This window comes from Blastochloris viridis (assembly GCF_001402875.1).
GTDB classification, from domain to species: Bacteria; Pseudomonadota; Alphaproteobacteria; order Rhizobiales; family Xanthobacteraceae; genus Blastochloris; species Blastochloris viridis.
This window is the reverse complement of the sequence record NZ_CP012946.1, coordinates 2,613,998-2,637,012: the sequence shown is the minus strand read 5'-3', so window position 1 is coordinate 2,637,012 and position 23,015 is coordinate 2,613,998. Positions and strand designations below refer to the sequence as shown.

Sequence of the window (23,015 nt, the reverse complement as noted above, 5' to 3'; positions counted from 1 at the left end):
CGCCACGGCGCCGTGGCGTCCGACGTCCAAGGTCGGCCGGCCGCGGCGGGAGACCTCGCGCCGTCGTCCCGGACAAGTTACCGCGGCACCACGGCGTCCAGGAAATGGCGGCCGGCGCGGTCCTCGACCACGACGATCCACAGGTCGGAATCGAATTCCAGCTCGCGCGCCAGGATCGCCTCGGCTTCGGCTGGCGTGACGGTGTCGTTGGCGTGCAACGGACAGAAGGCGCGCTCGGGCGCGGCGTCGTCGAACGCGCTCTGTGGCGCCGGGCCGAATAGCGCAACGCGCCCATCGAGCCGGTCGAGCTCGATGACGATGGCGCCGGCTTCCTCCGAGCCGCGGCGGCGTACGAGCGCATAGGCGCCCTCGACCTGACAGCGCCGGACGTAGGCCGAAACCCAGATCGCACTCTTGAGGCGGCTCATTCGATCGGCATGCCGCTCACCGCGGCGAGCTCCCGCACCAGACGGCTGCTGATCTCGCCGGTGACCGGCAGGTTGCGGTCGCGCTCGAAGCGCTGCACCGCGGCCCGCGTCTCGCCGCCGGGGCGGCCGTCCGGTCGGAGCGGGCCGTAGCCGAGGCGGGCGAGCGCGCGCTGGATGGCGAGGATGCGGGTATCGATCGGCATCGCTGTTGGCGCTGGGCTGGAGGCTGGAACCGCGGCCGGCGGCCGCGGCGTCGCCCGGGTTTCGACCCGGCGCAAGGAGGCAAGCAGCGCCTCGGTCGGCTCGCCGGTCTCGCGCCAAGCCAGCACCAACTCGATGTCGCGTATCGCCGCTTCGGTTTTCGGGCCGAGCACGCCGTCGGCGGTGCCGTCATAAAGGCCGAGCCGTTGCAACTCGTGCTGCAGGTCCGAAATGAGCTGGGCGCGGGTACGGCGTGCCGGCTCGGCCGCCGCCGTCGTCGGCGTGGGCGCCGCGGGCTCCGCCGCCGCCGCCATCAGCGAGGCAGGCCGTGCGATCGGCTGCGGCGGCGTCAGCGAGCCGGTAAGATCGGTCGCAGCCATCTTGGGCACGGCCTTGGGGGCCGGCGCGGGGCTGACCGGGGTGGCAGCGGCGAGCGGGGCAGGGTGAGGCCCGCTCTGCATCAGCAGCGCATTGACGGCGATGGCACCGGACCCCAGGGCGAGCAGGGCAAGGCCGACGAGGTCGGCGCGCCGCAGCCCGAACACGCCACGGCGCGCGCGCGCCGGCGTTCCATGCCGGGCGTCATCCTCCGCGGTGTCCTCCCAGGCGTCGTCGGCAAGGTCGTTATGCACTCTTTCGAATCTCCTTCGCCTCGCTTTCCTCGCGGACCAAGCGACGCGGCAGCGCCGTCACAACGTCAGCCGTCCGCGGCGGGCGGGCGGCGTCGCAGTTGCGCGGCAGCCGCACCGTCACCGTCGTACCCTCGCCGACCCGGCTGGCGATTTCGAGGCGGCCGCCATGAAGTTCCACAAGACCCTTCACCACCGAGAGACCGAGCCCGGTGCCTTCGAACGGGCGATCGTACACCGAGCCGCATTGGAAGAACGGCGCGCCCAGCCGCGGCAGGTCGGCGGGGTCGATGCCGATTCCGGTATCGGCGACGGTGATTCGAAGCTCGTCGTTCTCGACCCCGGCGAGGACGGTCACCGCGCCGCCGGTCCGGGTGAATTTTACCGCGTTGGAGATCAAGTTGATCAGGATCTGCTTGAGGGCGCGCTTGTCGGCGACGATTTCGGGCGAATCCGCGGCCACCTCGGCCGACAGGGTCAGCCCGCTCGCTTCGGCTTTCAGCGCCATCATCGCGCAGCAGCCCTCGACCACCGGCCTCAGGGCGAACGGCTCGGCAAGCACGTCGAAATTGCCCGATTCGATGCGCGACATGTCGAGAATACCGTTCACCACGCCGAGCAGGTGGTAGCCCGATTCATGGATCAGGCGGGCGTAGTCGCCGCGCTTGACGGCATCGAGCTGCATCACGCGCTCATTGGCGAGCAGTTCGGCAAAGCCGATGATGGCGTTGAGCGGGGTGCGCAGCTCGTGGCTCATCGTGGCCAGGAACCGCGTCTTGGCACGGTTGGCGCGCTCGGCCTCGCTGCGGGCCTGTTCGAGCGATTCCTGCTGCTGCTTGCGCTCGGTGATGTCACGGGTCACCGCGACGACCTGACGGCGGGTGCCGGCCGGCGCCTCGTCGTCCAGCGGCCGGCAGCGCATCTCGGTCCAGATGTAGCGGATGTCGGACGCACTGGCGCCGCGGCGCAGGCGGAACTCGACCGAAGCCGGCTTGCCCTCTGCGGTCGCCCGCCCGAGTGCGGTCAGATAGGCGGGGCGATCGGCGACGTGGACGCGGGCGAACAGCCCGTTGCCGTGAAGTTCGGACGGCGCCACCCCGACCAGCCCCTCGGCCGCCGGCGAGACGAAGGTCACGGCGCCGTTCGGCGCATGGCGGGTGATCAGGTCGGTCATGTGCTCGGCCAGCAGCCGGTAGCGGGCATCGTTGAGATCGCGCAGCCGCTCGCCGGTGCGGGCCACCGCGCCACTGCCGAGCATCAGGCCGGTGCCGTAAAGCAATGCCGCGAGCACCGCGAGCAGCATCATCGCCCCGTGCGGCAGCCCGGATGTTCCCGCAGGTGGCAGCACGCCAAGGGCATCGGCGGCGAACAGGCCGCCGCCGGCCGTGGCGGCGATCGCGGCGGCGCCGATCATCGCCGGGCGCGAGGCCGACAGCGCGGCCTCGACCGGGATGACCACCAGCCACACCATGGCGAACGAGGCCGGTCCGCCGGTGACGGCGCCGACGGTCAAGACCAGGCCGGCATGGTTGAGCGCCGACAGCAGGTGCGCGGTCACGAATCGTCCGGTTGCGGCCAGGAGCCACGCCAGCGCCAGCGGGATCACCAGGCAGCCGAACACCGCGACCGCCAGGGCGTCCGGTGCGCCATGAACGGCCAGGAACACCGGCAGGCCGGCCACCGCCGTGAGGCCGGCGCCGAGATGGGCCCCGATAAAGGTCCGGTGGCGCGCCGCGGCCATCGCATCGCCGCGGGCGCTCGGATGAACGAGCCCGTCGATATAGCTGCGGATCGGCTCGAGCACCGGCACTAAACGAAACTCCCCACGCGGACCCGCTTCCTTCTTCCGTGATCCTGGCACTCGGGCCTTAAATGAAGCCTAAGCCTTGGGGGCAGAAAGACTCTGGCAGCCCTAACGGAGCGTTGAAATGATCGGTTCCATTGTCATGGTGAAAAACCGGTGAAGAAACGGTCGTCGGCGGTCGGCCACAACGCTGCCAACAGAATTAACAGTTATTCAGATTTGGGATGTGGGCGGGAAAGATCGAATTTGAATCAATTTCGTTGAAAATGAAAACTTGATTTAAGCCGTTTCTGTCTAGTGAAGAAGAACAAATCCAAACCGGTGCCTGTTAGAGAAGCGGGGTGGGACAAAGTGGCCGTTCTGGCACCGGGAACGGGCAGGATGGTCGACATACGGACGGACACATGATGTTCTTGGTCAAAGTGGCGTTCTGGCTGGCGGTGTTGGTGCTGCTGATTCCGACCGGCGGCGACTCCTCGCACCGTTCCGACCAGGTCGGCGCGGGTGACGCGATGTCGGCGGCCTACGCCGCCGTCGACGATCTGCGCGGCTTCTGCGGCCGCCAGCCCGAGGTCTGCGAAATCGCCGGCCGAGTGGGCTCGACCTTCACCGAGAAGGCACAGGTCGGCGCCAAGATGCTCTATGAATTCCTGAAAGATCAGGCCGGCGACCATGGCGGCGCAACGGTCACGGGCAGCGTCACCGAACCGGCCGCACCCAAGCCCGAAGCCCCGTCACTGGCGCCGGACGAGATGCAGATGCCGTGGCGGGGGCCGGAGAACCCACCGCGGCGCCGTAGCTGACGGGCGGGTCTGATGAACGGGGCTGATGATCTGAGAAAATGGTTCCCGCTTCCCCCGGCGGCGGCCTATATGTCGCTCATGGATATCGACGAAATCACCGAGAACTTTGCGCTGCTGGACGATTGGGAGGACCGCTATCGGTATCTCATCGAACTCGGCCGCTTGATGCCGCCATTCCCCGAGACAGCCCGCGTCGACGCCAACAAGGTGCAGGGCTGCGCCAGCCAGGTTTGGTTGTCGACGACTGTGGAACCGGGGCCGGAACCGCGACTCACCTTCATCGGCGATAGCGACGCCCATATCGTCAAAGGCCTGATCGCGGTGTTGATCGCGTTCTACTCGGGCCAAGCGGCGCGCACCATTCTGCAAACCGATGCGATCGAGCTGTTCGACCGCTTCGGTCTGCGCGAGCATCTGACGCCGCAGCGCTCCAATGGCCTGCGCTCGATGATCGAGCGTGTCCGCGCCGACGCTCGCGCCGCGCTGGCGACGGTGTGATCGCGGGCGGGCGGGCCGCCGCCGGTTGCGTCTTGGGATGAGCCGACGGCCCCGCGCGACCGCGCTCGGGGCCATCGGCGTTGTTAGAACAACTCGTCGAGCTGTTCGAAGAACGTGCGTTTTTCGCGATTGTCGGCTGTGCCAATGGCCTTCAGGAAATTGTCCGCGGCATCTTCCGAAACATCGTCGCGCAGATTGCGGAGGATGAAGGCGATGTCCGACCAGCGGTCGGCCAAGCCACCGCGCCCAAGGTCGATGAAATAGAGATTGTCGCGATCGTCGACAAAGACGTTATTGTCGCACAGGTCGCCGTGGGTGAACACCAGGTCCTCGTCCGGCCGGTTGGCGTCGAGGTGCGCCAGCAAGTCCCGCGGCTCGGCAAAGCCCGGCCATTGATCGAAATCGCAGTCGTCGGCGCACAGGCCGTGGGCGATGAGATACTCCGCTTCGCGCAGACGGGCGGCTATTCTGGAATCGAACGGGCAGCCCTCGACCGGTACCGCCTGCAGCAGGCGCAGCGCGTCCCGGAACAGCTCGGTCACGGGCCGCCCGGCGGCGATCCGCGCCGCCAGCGGCTCGCCCGGCACGCCGCGGGTGATCATGAACTCCGCGTCCTCGCTCGCCGCGACCAGCACGATTTCGGGCACCGGCAGCCGGCCGCTCAGCCAGCCGAGTACGCGCGCCTCGCGCAGGACGCTGTACGTCGTCGGCGCGTAGATGGCGGACGACGTCTTGAGAAAGAAGCGGTCGTTGCCGCGGGTGAAGCTGTGAACGTGACCGGGCGACTCGCCGATGTCGTCGGCGACAAGACGCGCGTCCCCGACGAACTGAGCGACGGCTTTCGGCAGCTCGAACGACAATTTGGACTCCGTGGACCAATGAGACGGCGTTCCGGCCGGCCTGGTCGGCCGGACACCGTATCACTCGCCGGCCCCCGCGCTCCACGCCCGAAGCCGTCCGCGCGCCGGGCCGCGGGCCTCGCTGCCGAGGCCGTAATGGCGGGCGAGGCGATCGAGCGCCAGCCCCAGCACCACTTTGGCGGTGCGTGCCGGCCAGTTGCGCTCGCGCTCGACCGCTTCGAGCCCTTTCAGAAAGCAGCATACATCGAGCAGAACGCCTGATAGCTCCGGCCCGGCGGTGTCGAGCGCGGTGGTCAGCCGCTCCTTCGCGGCGACCGCGGCATCGGCGAACGCCGCCGGATCGCGGCTGCCGCCGCCGCGGGTTGCCGCCCCGCCCCAGTCGGCGGTGAGGCGCGGCGTCATCTGGGCGCGGGTGAAGTCGGCCCGGAGCCGCTCGCCGGCGGCGAACTGGTGTGGCGCCAGCAGCGGCCGGCCGGTCTTGTCCTTGCGCCGCGCCAGCCAGGCCAGTGGACTTTCGTCGGCATCGCACAGCACCTCGGCGTCGAGGCCGTCGATCGCCACCGTGGCCGGCTCCAGGGTGCGGTGTTGGGCGAGGAAGGGCTGCGCCGTGGCGGTCAGGCGCGCCAGCCGGGCGTTGCCGTCGTTCGATGGCTCGAAGCGGCCGGCCCGGCCGATCGCGATCAGGCCGCGGGCGCAAAGATCGGCGAGTGCGGCCGCCGTGGTGGCGATATGGCGGCCGTCCGGGCGCGCCAGGGCCACGGTGCCATCGTGCGTCGCAGCGGCGGTCGCGCCGTCAGCCAGCGCCAGGAGGAGCGCGTCGCCTGCCAGCGGCGTGGGGTGTTTGGCCCGCTTGCGGGCGGTCATGCCCGCGGCTCCAGGCCCAAGGTCTCGGCCAGCGCCAGCGCCTCGCGCTCGATGGCGCACAAGGTGCGCTCGGCCTCGGCGGATTCGCGTTGGTCCTCAAGCTTGGCGCAAGCGCGGGCAACGGTGCGGCGGTCGCGCCCGAACAGTTTCGCGGTGCAGTCGCGGTCGAACCCGAACACCACGTGCACCAGATAGATCGCGAGTTGGCGGGCGGCGACCACATCGCCGCTGCCGCGTCGCATCAGGCTGAGATCGGCCGGTGCCACCCGGTGGGCCGACGCGGCGAGCCAGGTCGACACCAGGAAGGCGAGCTGGCGCTCGCGCGCGGAGGCCGGCGAGGTCGGGCCGGCGGGTGGGCCGAATGCGGCGAGGGCATCGCGGCCGGGGTCCGGGGTGGTCAGGGCAATCTGCATCGCGGCCTCCTCTTGTAGGACTAAGAGCCTAGCATAAGTTGGCCGAACTGGCTGAGCGTAGCGAATCCCGGTCAATGTTCTCTATACGTTCCCTAACATACGGCTAGGGAATACGAAATTCACGCGCTAGGCGTGTGCGCCCAAAGAATTTATGCCCAGAAATAATCTGAGTGGCGTCCCAGCGGGGGGCGCCGCAGTTGCGGGCGAGCCGCTGCCGCGGAGGCTCATCAGGCGGCCTCGGCGTCCAAGCAATTGGCGCCGAGCGGCGCGTTCGGTCGCAGATTTCGTATATAGAGTGGCGGCATGAGTGCCGCTGACATGACCGAACGACCATTCTGGAAGACCAAGACGCTGGAGCAGATGACGCTGGCGGAGTGGGAAAGCGTATGCGACGGCTGCGCGCGCTGCTGCCTGGCCAAGCTCGAGTGTGAGGACACCGGCCGCATCGTCTACACCGAGGTTGGCTGCCGGCTGCTCGACGACGAGGCGTGCCGGTGCATCGACTATGGCGCCCGGTCCGAACAGGTGCCCGAATGCGTCCGCCTGACGCCGGTGGAGGTGCGCACGCTGGGTTGGCTGCCGCCAACCTGCGGCTATCGCCTGCTGGCCGAGGGGCGCGACCTTTATTGGTGGCACCCGCTGGTGTCCGGCGATCCCGACAGCGTCCATGCCGCCGGCGTCAGCGTGCGCGCCAAGGTCGCCGCCACTGAGACCGATGTCCCGGCCGAGCAGATGGAGGGCTTCGTCGTCGATTGGCCGCTACGGCTGCCGCGCCGGGCGCGGCGCCGGCCGGCTGCGCTGGCACGCGTGGCGGGCTGACCGGCCCCTCGGCGCTGGCAGCTGCGGCGGTGCCACGGCGAGCGCGCAGCGGGGAAGGGTGCCGAGCGCCGGCGGGGTGGGCGGCCAGCCGCTGCGTTCGCCGCCATGTTGCGCTGCGGTCGATTGTCGCGCGCGCTGGCCAAGTCGGCGGGGAAGGCCGGTTCTGGCAGGCGGCAGGGGCGATGGGCGGTATTTTGGTAGCAGCCCTGCGACCGCCTGTCGCAGCCTATTTTCCCAAAAACGGCATTTAATCCTTGACAGCGGCGCGCTGCTGGGCTAGGGTTGTTGCACGCTCCGCAAGTGCGTTGGCGCCGCCTCTCGCCCCTCGGCAAGGCGCCAAGCGTCGGTGGGCTCAGCCCGCCGCCGTTAGAGACCCCGCCGCGCACCCCCCGCGCGCGGCGGGGCCTCCTTAAGGAGCAGCCGATGGCTATTCCGGTGCGCGCCCTCAGCCAGCGCCCTCATCACCCGGGATAGCGTCGCCTCTTCGGGCCTTCCTTTCCGTCGGAAGGGGATGGTCAGGTGCGGGTTATAGCAACCCGCACCTGACCGTCACGCCCGGGAGCGCGCCCGCGAAACCCGGCGTCCGTCACCAGTGACCTTTCACCGTCATCGGCCCGCCTCGATGCGAGGACGATCGATCAGGCTTGTCCTGTGGGATCGTGCCTGGCGCGCGTTCGCCGCCGCCGCATGACGCCGCCAAAGGTCGGGTCCTCGGCTCCCGCCGCAACTGCCATTTCGGAACATCAATGATCCCGCCCATGCCGTCGCCTCCGCCGGAGGAGCTGGCGCGCTTGCGCGCGCTGTACGAGACCCGCCGCGATGTCACCGTCGCCGAGCTGGCGGCCGAGTGCGGCCTGCCGGCGTCGCGCCTCAAGAGATACGCCAGCCGCTACGGCTGGTACCGCCGCCGCCTGCCCAATGGGCTTCGCCGCCGCGCCGGGCAGGGCGCTGGCCGCCACCGCGGTTTCCTTTGCACCGGCTTTGCCACCTGCCGCGAGCGCGAAGCCATGGTCGGCAAGCTGTTTGCCGCCTGCGAGGACCAGGTCGCGGCCGCGGTCGACCGCCTCGCCGCCGGCGGCGACGACCTCGTGCCCGAGCGCGAGGCCCGCACCCTTGCCGTGCTCGCCCGCACCATCGAGCGGCTGGCGGCGATCGACAGCAAACGCGCCGCCGCCGGGGGCCCCGATGACCGATCCTTGCCTAAAGACTATGCCGGGCTCCGGGCCGAGCTGGCGCGCCGTCTGGCGGAGCTGGAGGCAGAAGGGGCGGGAGGCGGCGTTGCTGGCGCAGCTGACCGAGGACGAGCTTGAGGACTTCCTCCACGAGTGGCGGTCCTGGGCGCGGCCGTCGCAATGGCCGCCCGACGTCGCGGCGGACGGCGCGCCGTGGACCACCTGGCTGATGATGGGAGGCCGCGGCTCGGGCAAGACCAGGGCCGGCGCCGAATGGGTGCGCGCCCTGGCGCTCGGCCGCCCGCCGGCTGCCGCGGCGCCGCTCTCGCCGATCGCGCTGGTCGGCGAGACCTCAGCCGACGTGCGCGAGGTGATGGTGGAGGGCGTCTCCGGCCTGATGCGCATCCACCCGCGCGGCGAGCGCCCGCAGTGGCTGCCCTCGCGTCGCCGGCTGGAATGGCCGAACGGCGCAGTGGCGCAGGCTTTCTCCGCCGACGATCCCGAGCAGCTGCGCGGGCCGCAGTTCGCCGCGGCGTGGTGCGACGAGATCGCCAAATGGAGCCGCGCCGAGCAGGCGTTCGACATGCTGCAGTTTGCGCTGCGGTTGGGCGAGGCGCCGCGCCAGGTGGTGACCACCACGCCGCGCGCGGTGCCGATGGTGCGGCGGCTGCTGGCCGACCCGCGCGTCGCCGTCACCCGCATGACCACCGCCGAAAACGCGCTGAACCTGGCGCCGCGCTTCCTCGACACCGTGGTGGCGCGCTATCGCGGCACCCGGCTCGGCCGCCAGGAGCTGCTGGGCGAACTGATCGAGGACCGCCCCGGTACGCTGTTCCCGCGCGATGTCATCGAGCGCGGCCGGGTGGCCGCGGCGCCGCCGCTGCCGCGCGTGGTGGTGGCGGTCGATCCGCCGGCCTCCGCACACCGCGCCTCCGACGCCTGCGGCATCGTCGCCGCCGGCAGGGCCGAGGACGGCCGGCTCTACGTCCTGGCCGACCGCACCGCCCGCGGCCTTCGCCCGGCGCAATGGGCGGCGCGGGCGCTGGCGCTCTATCGCCAGCTTGAGGCCGACGCGCTGGTGGCGGAGGCCAACCAGGGCGGCGAGATGGTGCGCGCCGTGCTCGCCGAAGCCGACCCCGCGGTGCCGGTGCGCCTCGTCCACGCCCGGCGCGGCAAATGGCTGCGCGCCGAGCCGGTCGCCCAGCTCTACGAGCAGGGCAAGGTCGCCCACGTCGGTGCCTTCCCGGAACTGGAGGACGAAATGGCCGACTTCGCCCACGACGGCCTGTCGGACGGCCGATCGCCCGACCGCCTCGATGCCTTGGTGTGGGCGCTCGCCACCCTCACCGAACCCGCCACCCGCCCGCGGGTGCGGCGGATGTGAACGTGGCGTAGGCCGCCATTGGCCTCATCCTTCGAGACGGCGGCTGCGCACCCTGCTCAGGATGAGGCTGTCCGCGCCGCCTTGGCACAATGGATGGCCGCCACGCCGCGTCCCAACGACGAGGATGCCGCGAGAGGATCTAGCATGTCCCTGATCGCCCGCCTGTTTCGCGCGCCCGAGGCCAAGGCCAGCCGGGTGGCGAGCCTGATCGCACTCGACCCTGGCCGGCCGCGCTGGTCGCCGCGCGACTACGCCGCGCTGGCCCGCGAGGGCTACGCCGCAAACCCGGTGGTGCACCGCTGCGTGCGGCTGATCGCCGAAGCCGCCGCGTCGGTGACGTGGCGGATCTATGTCGACGGCCGCGAGGCGCCCGACCACGCCTTGGCGCAGCTGCTCCAGCGGCCCAACCCGCGCCAGAGCGGGCAGGGCTTCCGCGAGGCGCTGCACGCCTTCCAGTTCGTCGCCGGCAACGCCTTCATCGAGGCGGTGGCGGCCATGAGCGCGGTGCGCGAACTGCACCTGCTGCGGCCGGACCGCGTCAAGGTGGTGCCCGGGCCGGACGGCTGGCCGCAAGCGTTCGACTACACCGTCGCCGGCACCACCGTTCGGCTGTCGCAAGGCGATGGCGCCATTCCTCCGGTGCTGCACCTTGCGCTGTTCCACCCGCTCGACGACCATTACGGCCTATCGCCGTCGGAAGCCGCGGCGAAAGCCATCGACCTTCACAACGCGGCGGCGGGCTGGAACAAGGCGCTGCTCGACAACGCCGCGCGCCCCTCCGGCGCGCTGGTGTGCTCGGGCGGCGCCACGCTGTCGGAGAGCCAGTTCGAGCGGCTGAAAGTCGAGCTGGAGAGCGGCTTTTCCGGCGCCGCCAATGCCGGCCGGCCGCTGCTGCTGGAGGGCGGGCTCGCCTGGCAGCCGCTGTCGCTGTCGCCGAAAGACATGGATTTCATGGAAGCCAAGAACGCCGCCGCGCGCGACATCGCGCTCGCCTTCGGCGTGCCGCCGATGCTGCTCGGCATTCCCGGCGACAACACCTATTCCAATTTCGCCGAGGCCAACCGCGCGTTCTGGCGCCAGAGCGTGGTGCCGTTGGTGACGCGCACCGCCGATGCGCTCGCCGCGTGGCTGTCGCCGGGCTTCGCCGACGCGCCGCGCATCACCGTCGATCTCGACGAGGTGCCGGCGCTGGCCGAGGATCGCGAGGCGCTGTGGCGGCGCGTCGGCACGGCCTCGTTCCTCACCGACGACGAAAAGCGCGAGGCGCTGGGCTGGGAGCCGCGCGGCTAGGGCAGCATCCGACCTGACGGCATCAGGTCAGATGCTCCAGGTTTTGTAATTTCGCATTTTTCCTTCGCACGTTCGGCACCCACGTGTGCGAAAATGCTCAAAAGCGGCCGCCGTTGTGATGTCATCAGGCGGCCGCACCAAGCCTTCGAGTATCGCCATCTCTTTCGCGAAAACCGGAATCCGGGGGCCGGCCGCCAGCTATTTCTTGCGCACCGCCTCGAAGCGCTCGGTGAGGCCGCTGCGCTCGGTTGCCGGCAGCACGTCGACGTCTTCCGGCGCCTGGAAGCCGAAGAAGGCGTAACGGTAGATGTTGTAGTAGTCCGGCTTGGCGTGGTCCGGCTTGAGCGTGAGGTTCAGCGTCGCGCCCTGCAGGCGACGGCTCTCCGCCACCGTCCGCAGGTTCGCCCGCAGCCCATCGAGCGACACGTGCTCCTTGAACGCCTTCACCAGGTCTTCGATCTCGCGGATGTCGATGCCTTCATCCGGCCGGTCTTGGTCTGCCATCGCACTGTCCTCCTGTTCGTGGTGCCGGCAGCGGGGTTGCCGCCTGTCGCGCCACATCCTCCTCGATCCGGCGCCGGATGTGGTCGAACAGCCGGTGCCGGCCCTCGCAGAAATAGTCCCGGCCGAGCATGTCGCCGCGCATATAGGCCGCGACCGGACAGCCGCCGTTGCAGATCCGCCGGTGGTGGCAGCCCTCGCACGCTGCGATCCCGAGGTGGCGCCGGTCGAGCAGCCGGGCGTACATCGGCGCGGCGAAGATCGCCGGTGCGTCGTCCTTCAGCACGTTTCCAAGCCGGAACTCGGGGCGGCCGGCCAGTTGGCCGCACGGATAGACCCCGCCGTCGGGGTCGACGCAGATGACGTCGCGCAGGCAGCCGCCGTGATAGTCGCAGCCCCACACCGTGTCGGAAATCATGTTGCCGACGATGAGGTTGAACGGGTCGACGTGGAGAGGCACATCGTCCTCGAACCACAAATCGAACAGCGCGATCATCGCCTGGGCGTAGTCGTCCGGCGTGACGGCGTAGCGCGGCGAGGCGCTGCGATCGCCCGCGATCTGGATGACCGGGTTGATGCGGAAGTTGATGCGCAGCTCGCGCATGGTGCGATAGACCCGCTCGATGTTCGCGGCGATGTCCGGCGTCATCACCACCACGGCGCCGACCGCCTGATTTCGTTCGCGCAGCAGCGACACCGCCTCGAGCACGCGGCGGTAGGAGCCGCGGCCGTTGGCGAACGTACGGTTTTTGTCGTGCAGGTCCGCCGGCCCGTCGATGCTGAGGCTCACGGAGAAACCGCGGTCGGCGAAGAACGCGACGTGCTCCGGCGTCAACAGGGTGCCGTTGGTCTGCACGCAATTGTCGATGAACCAGCCGGGGAACAGCTCGCGCTGCAGCGCGACGGCCTCCTCGAAGAAGCTGAGCGGCATCGCCAGCGGCTCGCCGCCATGCCAGATGAAATGGAGCTGGCGGCGCCAGCCGAGCATGGCGCTGAGCATCGACATCGACGCCTTCAGCACGTCGCGTGTCATGCGAAGGTGGTGGCCGCGGTGCGGAACGTAGCAGTAGCCGCACCGCAGGTTGCATTTATCGGTCGGCTTCATGATGACCGCGAACGGATGATCGGAACACGCGATGCGGTTCGCGATCGCCGCCACATCATTTGGCGATGCTTGGAACGGGGCCGTTCGAGCAACTTCGGCCTGTCGCGCCGCGTCCGCGTTCATGGGAGTTGCTCCATGCTGACACGCAACCAGAAGTTAACATCGATTTTCGGCCTTGGCAACGTTCCCCCCGGGCAGCGGTACTTCCGGGAGACAAACGGAGACATCCATGGACGAGGTCACCCGCAGCGTGATCGCGCGGGGCGATCTCGCGCATCTTGCGTTGTTTCTGTGGGCGAGCGGCGCCTCGGCGCTCGCCGCGTTCGCGCTGCGCGAGCTTGCCGCCGCCAATCGTCGGTTCGACGCCTTCGTGCGCGAGCTGACGCGCTTCAACAACCGGTTCGAGCTGTAGGAATTCGCCATGACCGCGATGTTCGAAGGTCTCGCCGTGCTGCTGCACCGCCGCACGCGTCACGCCGAGGCCGAGGCGGTGTTCCGCCGCTTCGTCATGACGCTGGCGCGGCTGCGCCGGGTGCGCGCATGAGCGACATCATCGAAGGCTACGCCAGCCTGTTCGGCCGCGCCGACCTTGCGCGCGACGTGGTCGAGGCCGGCGCATTCGGCACCGCGCTGCGGCGGCGCGGCGCCGGCAATATCCGCATGCTGTGGCAGCATGATCCGATGCAGCCGATCGGGGTGTGGCTGTCGATCGCCGAGGACGGCTGCGGCCTTTATTGCCGCGGCCGGCTGGTGCCGGACGCCGCCAAATCGGCCGAGGTGGCGGCGCTGCTCAAGGCCGGCGCGCTCGACGGGCTGTCGATCGGCTACCGCACGGTACGCGCCCGGCTCGACCCGGTGACGCGGCTGCGCCGGTTGATCGAGATCGACCTGTGGGAGATCTCGATCGTCACCTTTCCGCTGCTGCCGGAGGCGCGCCTCCGCGCCAAGCATCTCCTGTTTCGGTAGGGCGCAAGAGCGCAGCGTATTGCGCCAATAGCGCATTCACTTGGCGAAATACGCGTTCGCTACGGCCTTTGCCCGCGCCTCGTCATCCCGGACGGCGCGCAGCGCCGAGCCGGGATCGTTTTCAGAACACGACACCCCGTTCTGAACACGGTCCCGGGTCGCACGGCTTCGCCGCTTGCCCGGGACGACGCATCGAACTGTTCAAACCAAAGGACCTTCTCATGACCCTCGCTTCGCCCGAGACCAAGGCCGCGACCCCCGAGATGCAGGTGGCGCACGAGGCCTTGCACGACACCTTCGCCGCCTATCGCGACGCCAATGACGAGCGCCTGTCGGCGCTGGAGCGGCGCGCCTCCGCCGACGTGCTGATCGAGGAGAAGGTGGCGCGCATCGACGCCGCGCTGGAGCGCCAGCGGGCGGTGCTCGACGAACTCGCGGTGAAGGCGCGCCGGCCGCAACTCGGCACCGAGACCGCCGACGCCGGCGACGCGGCGCGCCGCGAGCACAAGGCGGCGTTCGACGCCTATGTCCGCTCCGGCGAGACTTCGGGCTTGAAGCGCCTGGAGCGCAAGGCGCTGTCGGCCGGCTCGGGCGCCGACGGCGGCTACACCGTCACCGCCGAAGTCGAGCGCGAAATCGGCCGGCGGCTCGCCGCCATCTCGCCGATCCGCGCCATTTCCGGCGTGCGCGAAATCTCGCTCGGCACCTACAAGAAGCCGTTCATGACCACCGGCTTTTCCGCCGGCTGGGTGAGCGAGACCGGCGCCCGCGCCCAGACCAATACGCCGACCCTCGATGAGCTCGACTTTCCCGCCGCCGAACTCTACGCCATGCCGGCGGCGACCCCGACGCTGCTGGAGGACTCCGCCGTCGACATCGAGCAGTGGATCGCCGCCGAGGTCGAGACCGCGTTCGCCGAGCAGGAGGGTACTGCGTTCGTCACCGGCGACGGCAACGGCAAGCCCAAGGGCTTCACCGCTTACGAGACCGTTGCCAATTCGGCGTGGGAGTGGGGCAAGCTCGGCGTCATCGCCACCGGCCAGGCCGGCGGATTTCCGGCGACCAGTCCGTCCGACGTGCTGATCGATCTGGTCTATGCGCTGCGCGCCGGCTATCGCCAGAACGGCACCTTCGTGATGAACCGCAAGGCCCAGAGCGCGGTGCGCAAGTTCAAGGATGCCCAGGGCGCCTATCTGTGGCAGCCGCCGGCCTCGGCGGGCGGGCGCGCCACGCTGATGACGTTTCCGGTGGTCGAGGCCGAGGACATGCCGGACATCGCCGCGGGCTCGCTTTCGATCGCGTTCGGCGATTTCCGCCGCGGCTACCTCATCGTCGACCGCCAGGGCGTGCGCATCCTGCGCGATCCCTATTCCGCGAAACCCTACGTTTTGTTCTACACCACCAAGCGCGTCGGCGGCGGCGTGCAGGACTTCGACGCCATCAAGCTCTTGAAGTTCGCCGCGAGCTGAGGCTTGTCGTCGTCCCGGCCCAGCGTCAGCGAGCGCCGGGATCGGCATCCGGAACAGTCCCCTTCCGGAACACGGTCCCGGGTCGCGCGGCCTTCAGCCGCTTGCCCGGGACGACAACCCTCATAGGGCGGAATAGCGTCAGCGTATTCCGCCATGCCCCGGCGCACCTCGGCGCAATCACTCGCCCAGCCGGGCGCCGAGCTTTTGCGCCGCGAGCGGCAGCCAGTCGGCGATGGCGCCCACCGCGGTGATGGCGCTGGCGGCACCGCAATTCTTCGTGCCGTCGCCCGCGCTCCAGGCGATCACGCCGGCCAGCACCGATGCGCCATTCTCGCTCGTCAATGCGGCGCCGCCGGAATCGAGCTCGCACGCGCCAGCCGGCGCGCCGCCGAGCGGCACCAGCTTCGCCTGGGCGGTGACGTAGCGCAGCAGCACCTTCAACGTCACGGTGCGCAGCACGCCGCCGCTGCGCGGGCTGCCTTCTTCCGACAGGCCGAACCCGGCCAGCGTGAATTGCGCGCCGACCGCCGGCAGGCCGGTCGCCGCCGACAGCGCAATCGGCCGGAACTGCGCGGGCAGGGGGCTGCGCGTGCGCACCAGCGCCACGTCGGGCGAGGGTTTTTTCTGCTGGTCGTGCGCGCGGGTCCAGGCGGGGTGGATGGCGACGCCGTCGATCTCCACCACGCTTGGGCCGTTCGCGCCGCGCACCAGCACGGCGTAGCTGCCCGGCCGGTCGACGCAATGCCCGGCGGTCAGCACCAGGTTGCGGCCGACCACGGTTCCTGAGCACGCGCCGTTGGGCGACACCACCTCGATCAGATGGGCCTTCAGCGCGGGGGCGGCCGGCGCGCCGCCGACGATGGCGCCGGCTGGTGTGGCAGCGGCGAACACGAGCGCAGCAATCGCAAACGTCATGGTCGCACAATTCACGGTCGCACGCTTCACGGTCATGCGCTGATTTCGCGCCTAGCGGCGGTGAAGTCAAATGACGCCTTCAAGCAGGACACACCATGCCCCTGTCCCTTCTCACCCCGCCGTCGGCGGAGCCGGTGACCCTTGCCGAAATGAAGACCTATCTCCGGGTCGAGCACGACGACGAGGACGAGCTGATCGGCCGCCTCATCGCCGCGGCACGGCAGGCGTGCGAGAGCGCGACCCGGCGCGCGTTTCTCACCCAGAGCTGGCGCCTCACCCGCGCGCGCTGGCCGCACAGCGGCCAGATCGACGTGCCGCTGGCGCCGCTCGCCGCTGTCACCGCCGCGCGTATCCGGAACGCCGATGGCGCCGAGACCGAGGTCGACCCGGCCCGGTTCAAGGTGGTGGCCGGCGCGGCGCCCGGCCTCATCCTGGCGCGGCGGCCGCTGCCGGCGCCGGCCGGCGGCACCGTCGAGCTTGACCTCGTCGCCGGCTATGGCGACAGCGCAGCGTCGGTGCCGGCCGATCTGGTCGAGGCGGTGCGCCGGCTCGCGGCTCGCCTTTACGACAGCCGCGGCCTCGACGCCGCGGCAATGCCCGCCGACGTCGCGGCGCTGCTCCAGCCTCACCGCGTGGTGGCGCTGTGACCGCCGCCGCCGACCTCAACCACCGCCTCGTCATCGAGGCGCCGGCGGAGACCCCGGACGGCGCCGGCGGCGCGGTGCGGAGCTTTGTCGTCGCCGGCCGGCTGTGGGCTCGGCTGGCGCCGCTGACGATGGACGAGCGCGTCGGCGCCGACCGCAGCCTCGGCGTTCTCACCCACCGCGCCACCGTGCGCGCCCGCTCAGGTCTCACCACCGCGCACCGTCTCAGCCATGGCTCGCGGCGGTTCCGCATCCGGGCGCTGCGCGACAGCGGCCGCTTCCTGGAGCTGCTGCTGGAGGAGGAGCGGGGGTGAGACGACGGCGTCGTGCGCTTCCGCCTGTGCTTGCTACCGAATTCAAGGGTTTGCCATGTCCGCCGCCGTTCCGCTGCGCGCCGCGATCTTCGCCGCGCTGTCGCAAGATGCTGCGCTCGCCGCCATGCTCGGCGGCGCGAAAATCTATGACGAGCCGCCCAAGGCGCTCGACTATCCCTTCGTCACCCTGGGCGAGGCGGAGATGCGCGACGCCTCGACCATGACCGAGCCGGGCGAGGAAACCACGCTCACCCTCAACGTCTATTCGCGCCAGGGCGGCCACCGCGAGGCGCACGCGATGGTGGGCGCGGTGATGGAGGCGCTGGTCGATGCGCCGTTGGCTCTGGCCGGCCATCACCTCGCCAATCTCCGCATCGCCACCGCCGAGGTGCGGCGCGACGGCGACGGCCGCACCTATCGCGGTCGCATCCGCATCCGCGCCGTCACCGAGCCGGCATAGAACGCCCGTCGCCTCAAGCGAGCGAGATCCGGGGCCGGATTCTGGACGGCGCGTTGTTCCAATGACGATCCTGGGTGTCGGCTTCGCCTCGCCCGGAATGACGACATTTGAGGGAGAGTTTGATGCCTGCCCAGAAAGGCAAGGACCTGCTGCTCAAGGTCCACAACGGCACCAATTTCATCACCGTCGCCGGGCTGCGCACCAACCGCTTCGCGCTCAATGCCCAGGCCGTCGACGTCACCCACGCCGATAGCGCCGGCCGCTGGCGCGAGCTGCTGGCGGGCGCCGGCGTGCGCAAGGCCAGCGTGGCCGGCGCCGGCATCTTCAAGGATGCCGCGTCCGACGCGCGGCTGCGCCAGCTCGCCTTCGACGGCGAAATCGCGACGTTCCAGCTCATCGTGCCGGACTTCGGCACCATCGAGGGGCCGTTCCAGGTCACCGCGCTGGAATATGGCGGCCGCTTCGATGGCGAGGTCACCCACGACATCGCGCTGGAATCCGCCGGCGCGCTGAGCTTCAGCGCCCTTTGAGCATGAAGTGTCCTCGTCCTGGGCAGCCTGCGACAGCGGGCGTCTCGAAGGGCGGGGAGGGCATTCGCCCGATCCTGCGAGACGGTGCTCTACGCCGCACTCAGGATCAGGCGCCAGAGAACGAGGCACGCAATCCATGCCCAATCGCTACCGCGGCGAGATCGCCGCCGAACTCTCCGGCGCGCGCCGCCGGCTAGTGCTGACGCTGGGCGCGCTCGCCGAGTTGGAGGACGCGCTCGGTGTCGCCGACCTCGCCGCGCTCGCCGCGCGCTTCGACAGCGGCCGGCTCGGCGCGCGCGAGGTCGCCGCCATTCTCGGCGCCGGCTTGCGCGGCGCCGGCGAAAGCGTGACCGAGGCCGAGGTGCTGGCGCTGACCCATCCCGACGGTGCGCGTGGGCTGGTGCGGCTCGCCGCTGACCTCCTGGTCGCGACGTTCGCGCCGGAGGACGCCGCAAACCCTCCGCCGGCCGGGGTCGCGACCGCGGCTCCGGCGCCGATTGCGGCCGCGCTGCCGGGCTGATGCCGCGGCCGTTGCTGCGCGTCGCGCTCGGCGTGTTGCGCTGGCCGCCGGAGGCGGTGTGGCGCGCGACGCCGCGCGAGATTGCCGCCGCCATCGCCGCGCTGCGGCCCGAGCGCGGGCCGCCGCTCGCGCGCACCCGGCTCGACGAGCTGATGGCCCACCACCCCGACGAGTGACGACGATGCCCGATCATGACACCGCGCGCGACGACCTCGACCTTGAGACGATGCGCGGCGCGACCGATACGCTGGCCGGCGCCCGCGCCGAGATGACCGAGCTGTCGGCCGCGGCGCGCAGCTTCGGCTTCGCCATCACCACGGCGCTCAAGGGCGCCGCAACCGAAGGCAGGGCGTTCGACGACGTGTTGAAGACCCTCGGCCTGCGCCTAGTCAAGGTCGGCGCCGACGCCGCCGGCAAGCTGATCGCCGCCAGCCTCACCGGCTTGACGCAAAGCGACACCGGCACCGCCGGCATCACCGCGTTTGCCAAGGGCGGCGTGGTCGATGCGCCGACGCTGTTTTCGATGTCGGGCGGCCTTGGGCTGATGGGCGAGAGCGGAAGCGAGGCGATCATGCCGCTGGCGCGCGGCGCCGACGGCCGGCTCGGCGTGCGCACCGACGGCAACGCGGCGCCGGTCTCGGTGGTGGTGAACGTTGCGGCGGCGGATGCGGCGAGCTTCCGCCGCTCCGAATCCTACCTCGCCAGCATGCTCGCCCGCGCGGTGGACCGCGGGCGTCGCACCTGGTGAGGGCGGCCGCATACCAACTCCGGCCGTTCAGGCCGGAGTGTTGCATCCGTGTGCGGCGTCAGGCGGTACGGCGTCAGGCGGCGGCCTTCTTCGCCGCGGTGCGCCGGGTCGCCGGCTTGCGCGTGCTGGTCTTCGGCTTGTCGGCGGCCGCCTTCTTCGCGGAAACCTTGGCCGCAACCTTGGCCGAGCCCTTGGCGGCCGGCGCTTTCGCCGCCGCGGCCTTGCGCCCGGCCGGCGCCTTCGCTGCCGCGGCCTTCGTCGTCTTTGGCGCCTTTGCGGTCTTTGCCGTCCTCGTCGTCTTTGTCGTCTTGGCCGCCGCCGCCTTCGCCGCGGCGGGCTTGCGCGCGCTCGCCGTCTTGCGGGTGGTCGCCGCGCGGGTGCCGGCCTTCGCCGCGGGTTTGGCCGCGGCCTTCGCCGTCTTGGTCGCGCGGGTCTTGGTCGCGGTCTTTGCCGCACCGGCTCGCGCCGTCCGCGCCGCCGGCGCCTTCTCCGCCGCGGTCTTGCGGGTCGAGGTCTTGCGTGTTGCCGTCTTGGTGCTCGCGGCCTTGCGGGCAGCCGGTTTGCGCGCCGAAGTCTTCGCGGTCGAGGTCTTCGCGGTCGACGTCTTTGCTGTCGCAGCCTTGCGGGCCGACGTCTTGGCGGCGGCAGTCTTCGAGGCAGCAGTCTTGGCGGTCGACGTCTTGCGGGTCGACGTTCTGGCCGTCGAAGCCGAGGCGGCCGCGGTCTTGCGGCCGGTCGCCGCGCGCGTCGCCGGCGTGCGGGCAGCCGTCTTGGTCGAAGCGGTCTTGGTCGAAGCGGTCTTGGCGGCAGCCGGCTTGCGGCCGGCGGTCTTGCGGCCGGTGGCCGTCGCGTCCGCCTTGGCGGCGGCTTTGGAGCGGGTGGCGCCGGGGGTCTTGGTGGTGGAGGTCTTGGTGGTGGAGGTCTTGGCGGCGGAGGATTTGGCGCCCGCGGCTTTGCGGGTGGCGGCCGTGCGCGTGGTCGTCTTCGCCGCGGCGGATTTCCGCGTCGCTGGCGCCTTCAGAACGGCAGGCTTGCGAGGCGCCCGTTTCTTCCGGAACACCGACGTGAATTCCTCCGCCGGCGTTTCCTCGGCGGCCACGCCGCGCGTGGCCGCCTTTTTCGTCGTCGCCATGATTACGCTTCTCCTATCCACATGGTCCAGCACCATGATTCGGATAATAAAAAGAGTAAAACGTAAATCGTTCCCCAACAATGCAGGTCGGCAACCTTCGCGGAATGTGGTTTCCGTGCGTGAACGGCGCGCACAACGCCCCTCGCGCCGGACCTCGCATTCCGCGCAAAGCGTTGCGTATCAAGCGTTCCGGAGATGAACGAGCTGCGCAAAAATACTGTCTTTGAGGTGCAGTCGCTCCTTCTTCAGCTCCTCCCAGCGTGTGTCGGAGGCCGCGTCTTCGCCGCCCTCGATGCGATGGATCTCGGCGTTGACGATGTCATAGCGCTTGGTGAGCGCAGCAAACTGCGGGTTTTCACTTGCGAGGTGGCGGATCGTTTCCGCGTCCGCAGGGAACTCCTCCTTGAGTTCATGGGGGATGTGGCTCATCGCAGTTTCTCCTCTTTGCGTCGGGTCGAGTTGAAGTCTGCGACCGTGCGCGGACGTTCTGCATTGCGATGGATCATGCCGTTCGGGAGAACAGTCCGTGCCGGCCTTCCATGATATTCTGTTTCCGCTCGACGTGGCGCTCGGCGCCCGCGGCGGCCCGGAGCGCAAGACTGAAGTTGTCTCGCTCAGCTCCGGTCGCGAGGAGCGCAACGCCCGCTGGGCGCATTCGCGCCGGCGCTGGAACGCCGGCTACGGCGTCAAGTCGCTGGCCGCGCTGGCGGGCGTGGTGGCGTTCTTCGAGGAGCGGCGCGGCCGGCTCTACGGCTTCCGCTGGCGCGACCGGCTCGACCATTCCTCCGCTACGCCGGGTGTCGCGGTAACCGCGACCGATCAGGCGCTCGGCGTCGGCGATGGCGCGCGCACGGCGTTCCCGCTGGTCAAGACCTACGGCACCAGTTACGCGCCTTACAGCCGGCCGATCGCCAAGCCGGTCGGCGGCAGCGTGCGCGTCGCCGTCGGCGGCGTCGAGCTTCACGCCGGCGTTGCGGTCGATACCGCGACCGGCGTCGTCACCTTCTCCGCGCCGCCGCCGGTGGGTGCGCTCGTCACTGCCGGCTTTGTGTTCGACGTGCCGGTGCGGTTCGACACCGACCGGCTCGACATCGACCTTTCCGCCTTCGCCGCCGGCGAGATTCCGTCCATTCCGGTGGTGGAGATCCGGCCATGAGAACGCTTCCCGCCGCGCTCGCCGCGGCGCTGCAATCGGGCGCCACCACGCTCGCCCGCTGCTGGATCGTCCGCCGCCGCGACGGCGTCGTGCACGGCTTCACCGAGCACGACGAGGACGTCGTGATCGACGGCGTGGTCTGCCGCTCCGGGTCCGGCATCGACGGCTCGGAGGTAACCAGCCGCCTCGGGTTCGCCGCCGACGCCCACGAACTGGTCGGCGCGCTCGCCGACGACACGCTGACGGACGACGACCTCGCCGCCGGCCGCTTCGACGGTGCGGCGGTCGAGGTGTGGCTGGTCGACTGGAGCGCGCCGGCCGGCCGGCTCAAGCTGCGCGCCGGCGAGTTCGGCGAGGTGACGCGCGCCGGTGCCGCCTTCACCGTCGAGGTGCGCGGGCTGGCCGGCCGGCTCGATGAGGCGCGCGGCCGGCTCTACACTGCGACCTGCGATGCCGACCTCGGCGACGCCCGCTGCGGCGTCGCGCTTGCGGCGCCGGCGTTCCGCGCCGCTGCCGCCGTCGGCGCGGTGACGTCGGCGACGCGGCTCACTGTCCACGGCCTCGCCAGCTTTGCCGACGACTGGTTCACCGGGGGCCGCCTGGTGTGGCAGAGCGGCGCCAATGCCGGCGCCGCGGTTGAGATCAAGGCTCATCGGGTTGATGCCGCCGGCGTCGCATTGGCGCTGTGGCAGCCGCCGGCCCGCCCGGTCGCGGCCGGCGACGGCTTTGTCGTCACCGCCGGTTGCGACAAGCGCTTCGGCACCTGCCGCAGCCGCTTCGGCAACGGCGCCAATTTCCGCGGCTTCCCGCATATCCCCGGCAACGACGTGGTGGTGCGCTACGCCGTGGCCGGCGAGCCGGGCAATGACGGCTCGGCGCTGGCGTAAGGCGCAGGTGGACGACAACGCATCCGCGACCGGTCGTCTCCGGATCGCGCCAAACCAACGGAACACACCATGACCGAACTTCGGACCGCCATCGTCGCCGCGGCGCGGCGCTGGATCGGCACGCCCTATCAACATCAGGCCTCGCTGATCGGGGTCGGCTGCGACTGCCTCGGCCTGGTGCGCGGGGTGTGGCGCGAGGTCCATGGCTTCGAGCCCGAGCCGCTGCCGGCCTATACGCCCGACTGGGCGGAAGCCGCCGGCCGCGAGACGCTGGCCGAGGCGGCGGCGCGCCACCTCGTGCCGGGACCGCTCGATGCGCTGGCGCCCGGCGACGTGGTGCTGTTTCGCTGGCGCGACGGCCTGCCGGCCAAGCACGCCGCCATCGTGGTCGAGCCCGGCCGCATGGTCCACGCCCACGATGGCGCGGCGGTCGCCGAGGTGGCGCTGACGCCGTGGTGGCGGCGCCGTCTCGCCTTCGCATTCGCCTTTCCGGAGCGCTGAGC

31 protein-coding genes are annotated in these 23,015 nt (G+C 70.3%); 20 read left to right on the top strand and 11 right to left on the bottom strand.

Features of this window, described 5'->3' with window-relative positions; genetic code table 11:
- Positions 1–77 precede the first annotated feature (77 nt).
- From BVIR_RS11550 to BVIR_RS11540, 3 genes are read right to left on the bottom strand one after another with little or no spacing between them, the layout of a single operon-like run.
- Positions 78–428 (bottom strand): DUF1491 family protein, encoded by a 351-nt coding sequence (locus BVIR_RS11550; RefSeq protein ID WP_055037799.1) that lies wholly within the window; start codon positions 426–428, stop codon positions 78–80.
- Positions 425–1,261: a peptidoglycan-binding domain-containing protein gene (locus BVIR_RS11545; protein WP_055037798.1), complete on the bottom strand. Its 837-nt coding sequence runs from the start codon at positions 1,259–1,261 to the stop codon at positions 425–427. Before BVIR_RS11545 ends, BVIR_RS11550 begins: the two co-directional genes overlap by 4 nt.
- Positions 1,254–3,119, bottom strand: coding sequence for a PAS domain-containing sensor histidine kinase (locus BVIR_RS11540; RefSeq protein WP_236823599.1), 1,866 nt, complete (start codon positions 3,117–3,119; stop codon positions 1,254–1,256). Before BVIR_RS11540 ends, BVIR_RS11545 begins: the two co-directional genes overlap by 8 nt.
- Positions 3,120–3,466: 347 nt before the next feature.
- Between BVIR_RS11540 and BVIR_RS11535 the strand changes: the two genes are divergently transcribed.
- Positions 3,467–3,865, top strand: a complete 399-nt coding sequence (locus BVIR_RS11535; protein WP_055037796.1) for a DUF5330 domain-containing protein — start codon at positions 3,467–3,469, stop codon at positions 3,863–3,865.
- Positions 3,866–3,943: 78 nt separating this feature from the next.
- Positions 3,944–4,363, top strand: coding sequence for a SufE family protein (locus BVIR_RS11530; protein WP_055038847.1), 420 nt, complete (start codon positions 3,944–3,946; stop codon positions 4,361–4,363).
- 83 nt (positions 4,364–4,446) lie between these two features.
- Here the strand turns inward: BVIR_RS11530 and BVIR_RS11525 are convergent, their stop codons facing one another.
- The 3 genes from BVIR_RS11525 to BVIR_RS11515 are packed head-to-tail and all read right to left on the bottom strand — an operon-like array spanning position 4,447 to position 6,500.
- A complete protein-coding gene (locus tag BVIR_RS11525; protein ID WP_055037795.1) occupies positions 4,447–5,223 on the bottom strand; it encodes an APH(3') family aminoglycoside O-phosphotransferase in 777 nt (258 codons plus the stop codon).
- 60 nt (positions 5,224–5,283) lie between these two features.
- The gene (locus BVIR_RS11520; RefSeq protein WP_236823598.1) at positions 5,284–6,087 is read right to left on the bottom strand and encodes a DUF6456 domain-containing protein; all 804 of its coding nucleotides are present in this window, start codon (positions 6,085–6,087) and stop codon (positions 5,284–5,286) included.
- Positions 6,084–6,500 (bottom strand): hypothetical protein, encoded by a 417-nt coding sequence (locus BVIR_RS11515; RefSeq protein ID WP_055037794.1) that lies wholly within the window; start codon positions 6,498–6,500, stop codon positions 6,084–6,086. Before BVIR_RS11515 ends, BVIR_RS11520 begins: the two co-directional genes overlap by 4 nt.
- 318 nt (positions 6,501–6,818) lie before the next feature.
- Between BVIR_RS11515 and BVIR_RS11510 the strand changes: the two genes are divergently transcribed.
- The 4 genes from BVIR_RS11510 (at position 6,819) to BVIR_RS11495 (ending at position 11,165) form a co-directional block, all read left to right on the top strand.
- Positions 6,819–7,319 (top strand): YcgN family cysteine cluster protein, encoded by a 501-nt coding sequence (locus tag BVIR_RS11510; protein ID WP_417852030.1) that lies wholly within the window; start codon positions 6,819–6,821, stop codon positions 7,317–7,319.
- 758 nt (positions 7,320–8,077) lie between these two features.
- Positions 8,078–8,629: a hypothetical protein gene (locus BVIR_RS11505; RefSeq protein ID WP_060832982.1), complete on the top strand. Its 552-nt coding sequence runs from the start codon at positions 8,078–8,080 to the stop codon at positions 8,627–8,629.
- A complete protein-coding gene (locus BVIR_RS11500; protein WP_082417057.1) occupies positions 8,529–9,875 on the top strand; it encodes a DNA-packaging protein in 1,347 nt (448 codons plus the stop codon). The genes BVIR_RS11505 and BVIR_RS11500 overlap by 101 nt, the downstream gene beginning before the upstream one ends.
- Positions 9,876–10,019: 144 nt before the next feature.
- Complete coding sequence (locus BVIR_RS11495) at positions 10,020–11,165, top strand: phage portal protein (protein WP_055037790.1); 1,146 nt, start codon at positions 10,020–10,022, stop codon at positions 11,163–11,165.
- A gap of 198 nt (positions 11,166–11,363) precedes the next feature.
- Here BVIR_RS11495 and BVIR_RS11490 read toward each other — a convergent pair whose 3' ends face one another.
- Positions 11,364–11,669 carry a hypothetical protein gene (locus BVIR_RS11490; protein WP_055037789.1) on the bottom strand — a complete coding sequence of 102 codons (306 nt, stop codon included), beginning with the start codon at positions 11,667–11,669 and terminating at the stop codon, positions 11,364–11,366.
- On the bottom strand, positions 11,644–12,771 hold the full coding sequence (locus tag BVIR_RS11485; RefSeq protein ID WP_169788605.1) for a radical SAM/SPASM domain-containing protein: 1,128 nt from the start codon (positions 12,769–12,771) through the stop codon (positions 11,644–11,646). Before BVIR_RS11485 ends, BVIR_RS11490 begins: the two co-directional genes overlap by 26 nt.
- A 229-nt stretch (positions 12,772–13,000) precedes the next feature.
- On the opposite strand from BVIR_RS11485, the gene BVIR_RS11480 reads away from it, so the two are divergent.
- From BVIR_RS11480 to BVIR_RS11470, 4 genes are all read left to right on the top strand, one after another.
- Positions 13,001–13,183: a hypothetical protein gene (locus tag BVIR_RS11480; protein ID WP_055037787.1), complete on the top strand. Its 183-nt coding sequence runs from the start codon at positions 13,001–13,003 to the stop codon at positions 13,181–13,183.
- A 9-nt stretch (positions 13,184–13,192) separates the two neighbouring features.
- Positions 13,193–13,315 carry a hypothetical protein gene (locus BVIR_RS17330; protein ID WP_257720201.1) on the top strand — a complete coding sequence of 41 codons (123 nt, stop codon included), beginning with the start codon at positions 13,193–13,195 and terminating at the stop codon, positions 13,313–13,315.
- The gene (locus tag BVIR_RS11475; protein ID WP_055037786.1) at positions 13,312–13,737 is read left to right on the top strand and encodes an HK97 family phage prohead protease; all 426 of its coding nucleotides are present in this window, start codon (positions 13,312–13,314) and stop codon (positions 13,735–13,737) included. The genes BVIR_RS17330 and BVIR_RS11475 overlap by 4 nt, the downstream gene beginning before the upstream one ends.
- Before the next feature lie 263 nt (positions 13,738–14,000).
- On the top strand, positions 14,001–15,206 hold the full coding sequence (locus BVIR_RS11470; RefSeq protein WP_236823763.1) for a phage major capsid protein: 1,206 nt from the start codon (positions 14,001–14,003) through the stop codon (positions 15,204–15,206).
- 177 nt (positions 15,207–15,383) lie between these two features.
- Here BVIR_RS11470 and BVIR_RS11465 read toward each other — a convergent pair whose 3' ends face one another.
- Positions 15,384–16,121: a S1 family peptidase gene (locus BVIR_RS11465; RefSeq protein WP_169788604.1), complete on the bottom strand. Its 738-nt coding sequence runs from the start codon at positions 16,119–16,121 to the stop codon at positions 15,384–15,386.
- 95 nt (positions 16,122–16,216) lie between these two features.
- Here BVIR_RS11465 and BVIR_RS11460 point away from each other — a divergent pair, with 95 nt between their 5' ends.
- The 7 genes from BVIR_RS11460 to BVIR_RS11435 all read left to right on the top strand — a co-directional run bounded on the left by BVIR_RS11460 (position 16,217) and on the right by BVIR_RS11435 (position 19,337).
- Positions 16,217–16,768, top strand: coding sequence for a head-tail connector protein (locus BVIR_RS11460; RefSeq protein WP_055037783.1), 552 nt, complete (start codon positions 16,217–16,219; stop codon positions 16,766–16,768).
- On the top strand, positions 16,765–17,079 hold the full coding sequence (locus BVIR_RS11455) for a phage head closure protein (protein ID WP_055037782.1): 315 nt from the start codon (positions 16,765–16,767) through the stop codon (positions 17,077–17,079). Before BVIR_RS11460 ends, BVIR_RS11455 begins: the two co-directional genes overlap by 4 nt.
- Positions 17,080–17,134: 55 nt before the next feature.
- Positions 17,135–17,539 (top strand): DUF3168 domain-containing protein, encoded by a 405-nt coding sequence (locus tag BVIR_RS11450; protein ID WP_055037781.1) that lies wholly within the window; start codon positions 17,135–17,137, stop codon positions 17,537–17,539.
- A gap of 122 nt (positions 17,540–17,661) precedes the next feature.
- Positions 17,662–18,069 (top strand): phage major tail protein, TP901-1 family, encoded by a 408-nt coding sequence (locus BVIR_RS11445; RefSeq protein ID WP_055037780.1) that lies wholly within the window; start codon positions 17,662–17,664, stop codon positions 18,067–18,069.
- Between the two features lie 136 nt (positions 18,070–18,205).
- Positions 18,206–18,589 carry a gene transfer agent family protein gene (locus tag BVIR_RS11440; protein WP_055037779.1) on the top strand — a complete coding sequence of 128 codons (384 nt, stop codon included), beginning with the start codon at positions 18,206–18,208 and terminating at the stop codon, positions 18,587–18,589.
- Positions 18,589–18,765 (top strand): phage tail assembly chaperone, encoded by a 177-nt coding sequence (locus BVIR_RS16475; RefSeq protein WP_082417053.1) that lies wholly within the window; start codon positions 18,589–18,591, stop codon positions 18,763–18,765. The genes BVIR_RS11440 and BVIR_RS16475 overlap by 1 nt, the downstream gene beginning before the upstream one ends.
- 5 nt (positions 18,766–18,770) lie before the next feature.
- Entirely contained in the window at positions 18,771–19,337 is a 567-nt protein-coding gene (locus BVIR_RS11435; RefSeq protein ID WP_082417051.1) for a phage tail tape measure protein, read from the top strand.
- 73 nt (positions 19,338–19,410) lie between these two features.
- On the opposite strand, the gene BVIR_RS11430 is transcribed toward BVIR_RS11435, so the two are convergent.
- Both BVIR_RS11430 and BVIR_RS11425 read right to left on the bottom strand, forming a co-directional pair.
- Entirely contained in the window at positions 19,411–20,550 is a 1,140-nt protein-coding gene (locus BVIR_RS11430) for a hypothetical protein (RefSeq protein WP_145911988.1), read from the bottom strand.
- A gap of 99 nt (positions 20,551–20,649) precedes the next feature.
- The gene (locus BVIR_RS11425; RefSeq protein ID WP_055037777.1) at positions 20,650–20,898 is read right to left on the bottom strand and encodes an HP1242/YdcH family protein; all 249 of its coding nucleotides are present in this window, start codon (positions 20,896–20,898) and stop codon (positions 20,650–20,652) included.
- Between the two features lie 97 nt (positions 20,899–20,995).
- On the opposite strand from BVIR_RS11425, the gene BVIR_RS11420 reads away from it, so the two are divergent.
- The 3 genes from BVIR_RS11420 to BVIR_RS11410 all read left to right on the top strand — a co-directional run bounded on the left by BVIR_RS11420 (position 20,996) and on the right by BVIR_RS11410 (position 23,013).
- Positions 20,996–21,625, top strand: a complete 630-nt coding sequence (locus tag BVIR_RS11420; RefSeq protein WP_055037776.1) for a DUF2460 domain-containing protein — start codon at positions 20,996–20,998, stop codon at positions 21,623–21,625.
- The gene (locus tag BVIR_RS11415) at positions 21,622–22,512 is read left to right on the top strand and encodes a DUF2163 domain-containing protein (protein ID WP_055037775.1); all 891 of its coding nucleotides are present in this window, start codon (positions 21,622–21,624) and stop codon (positions 22,510–22,512) included. Before BVIR_RS11420 ends, BVIR_RS11415 begins: the two co-directional genes overlap by 4 nt.
- Before the next feature lie 69 nt (positions 22,513–22,581).
- A complete protein-coding gene (locus BVIR_RS11410; RefSeq protein ID WP_055037774.1) occupies positions 22,582–23,013 on the top strand; it encodes an NlpC/P60 family protein in 432 nt (143 codons plus the stop codon).
- Positions 23,014–23,015 lie beyond the last annotated feature (2 nt).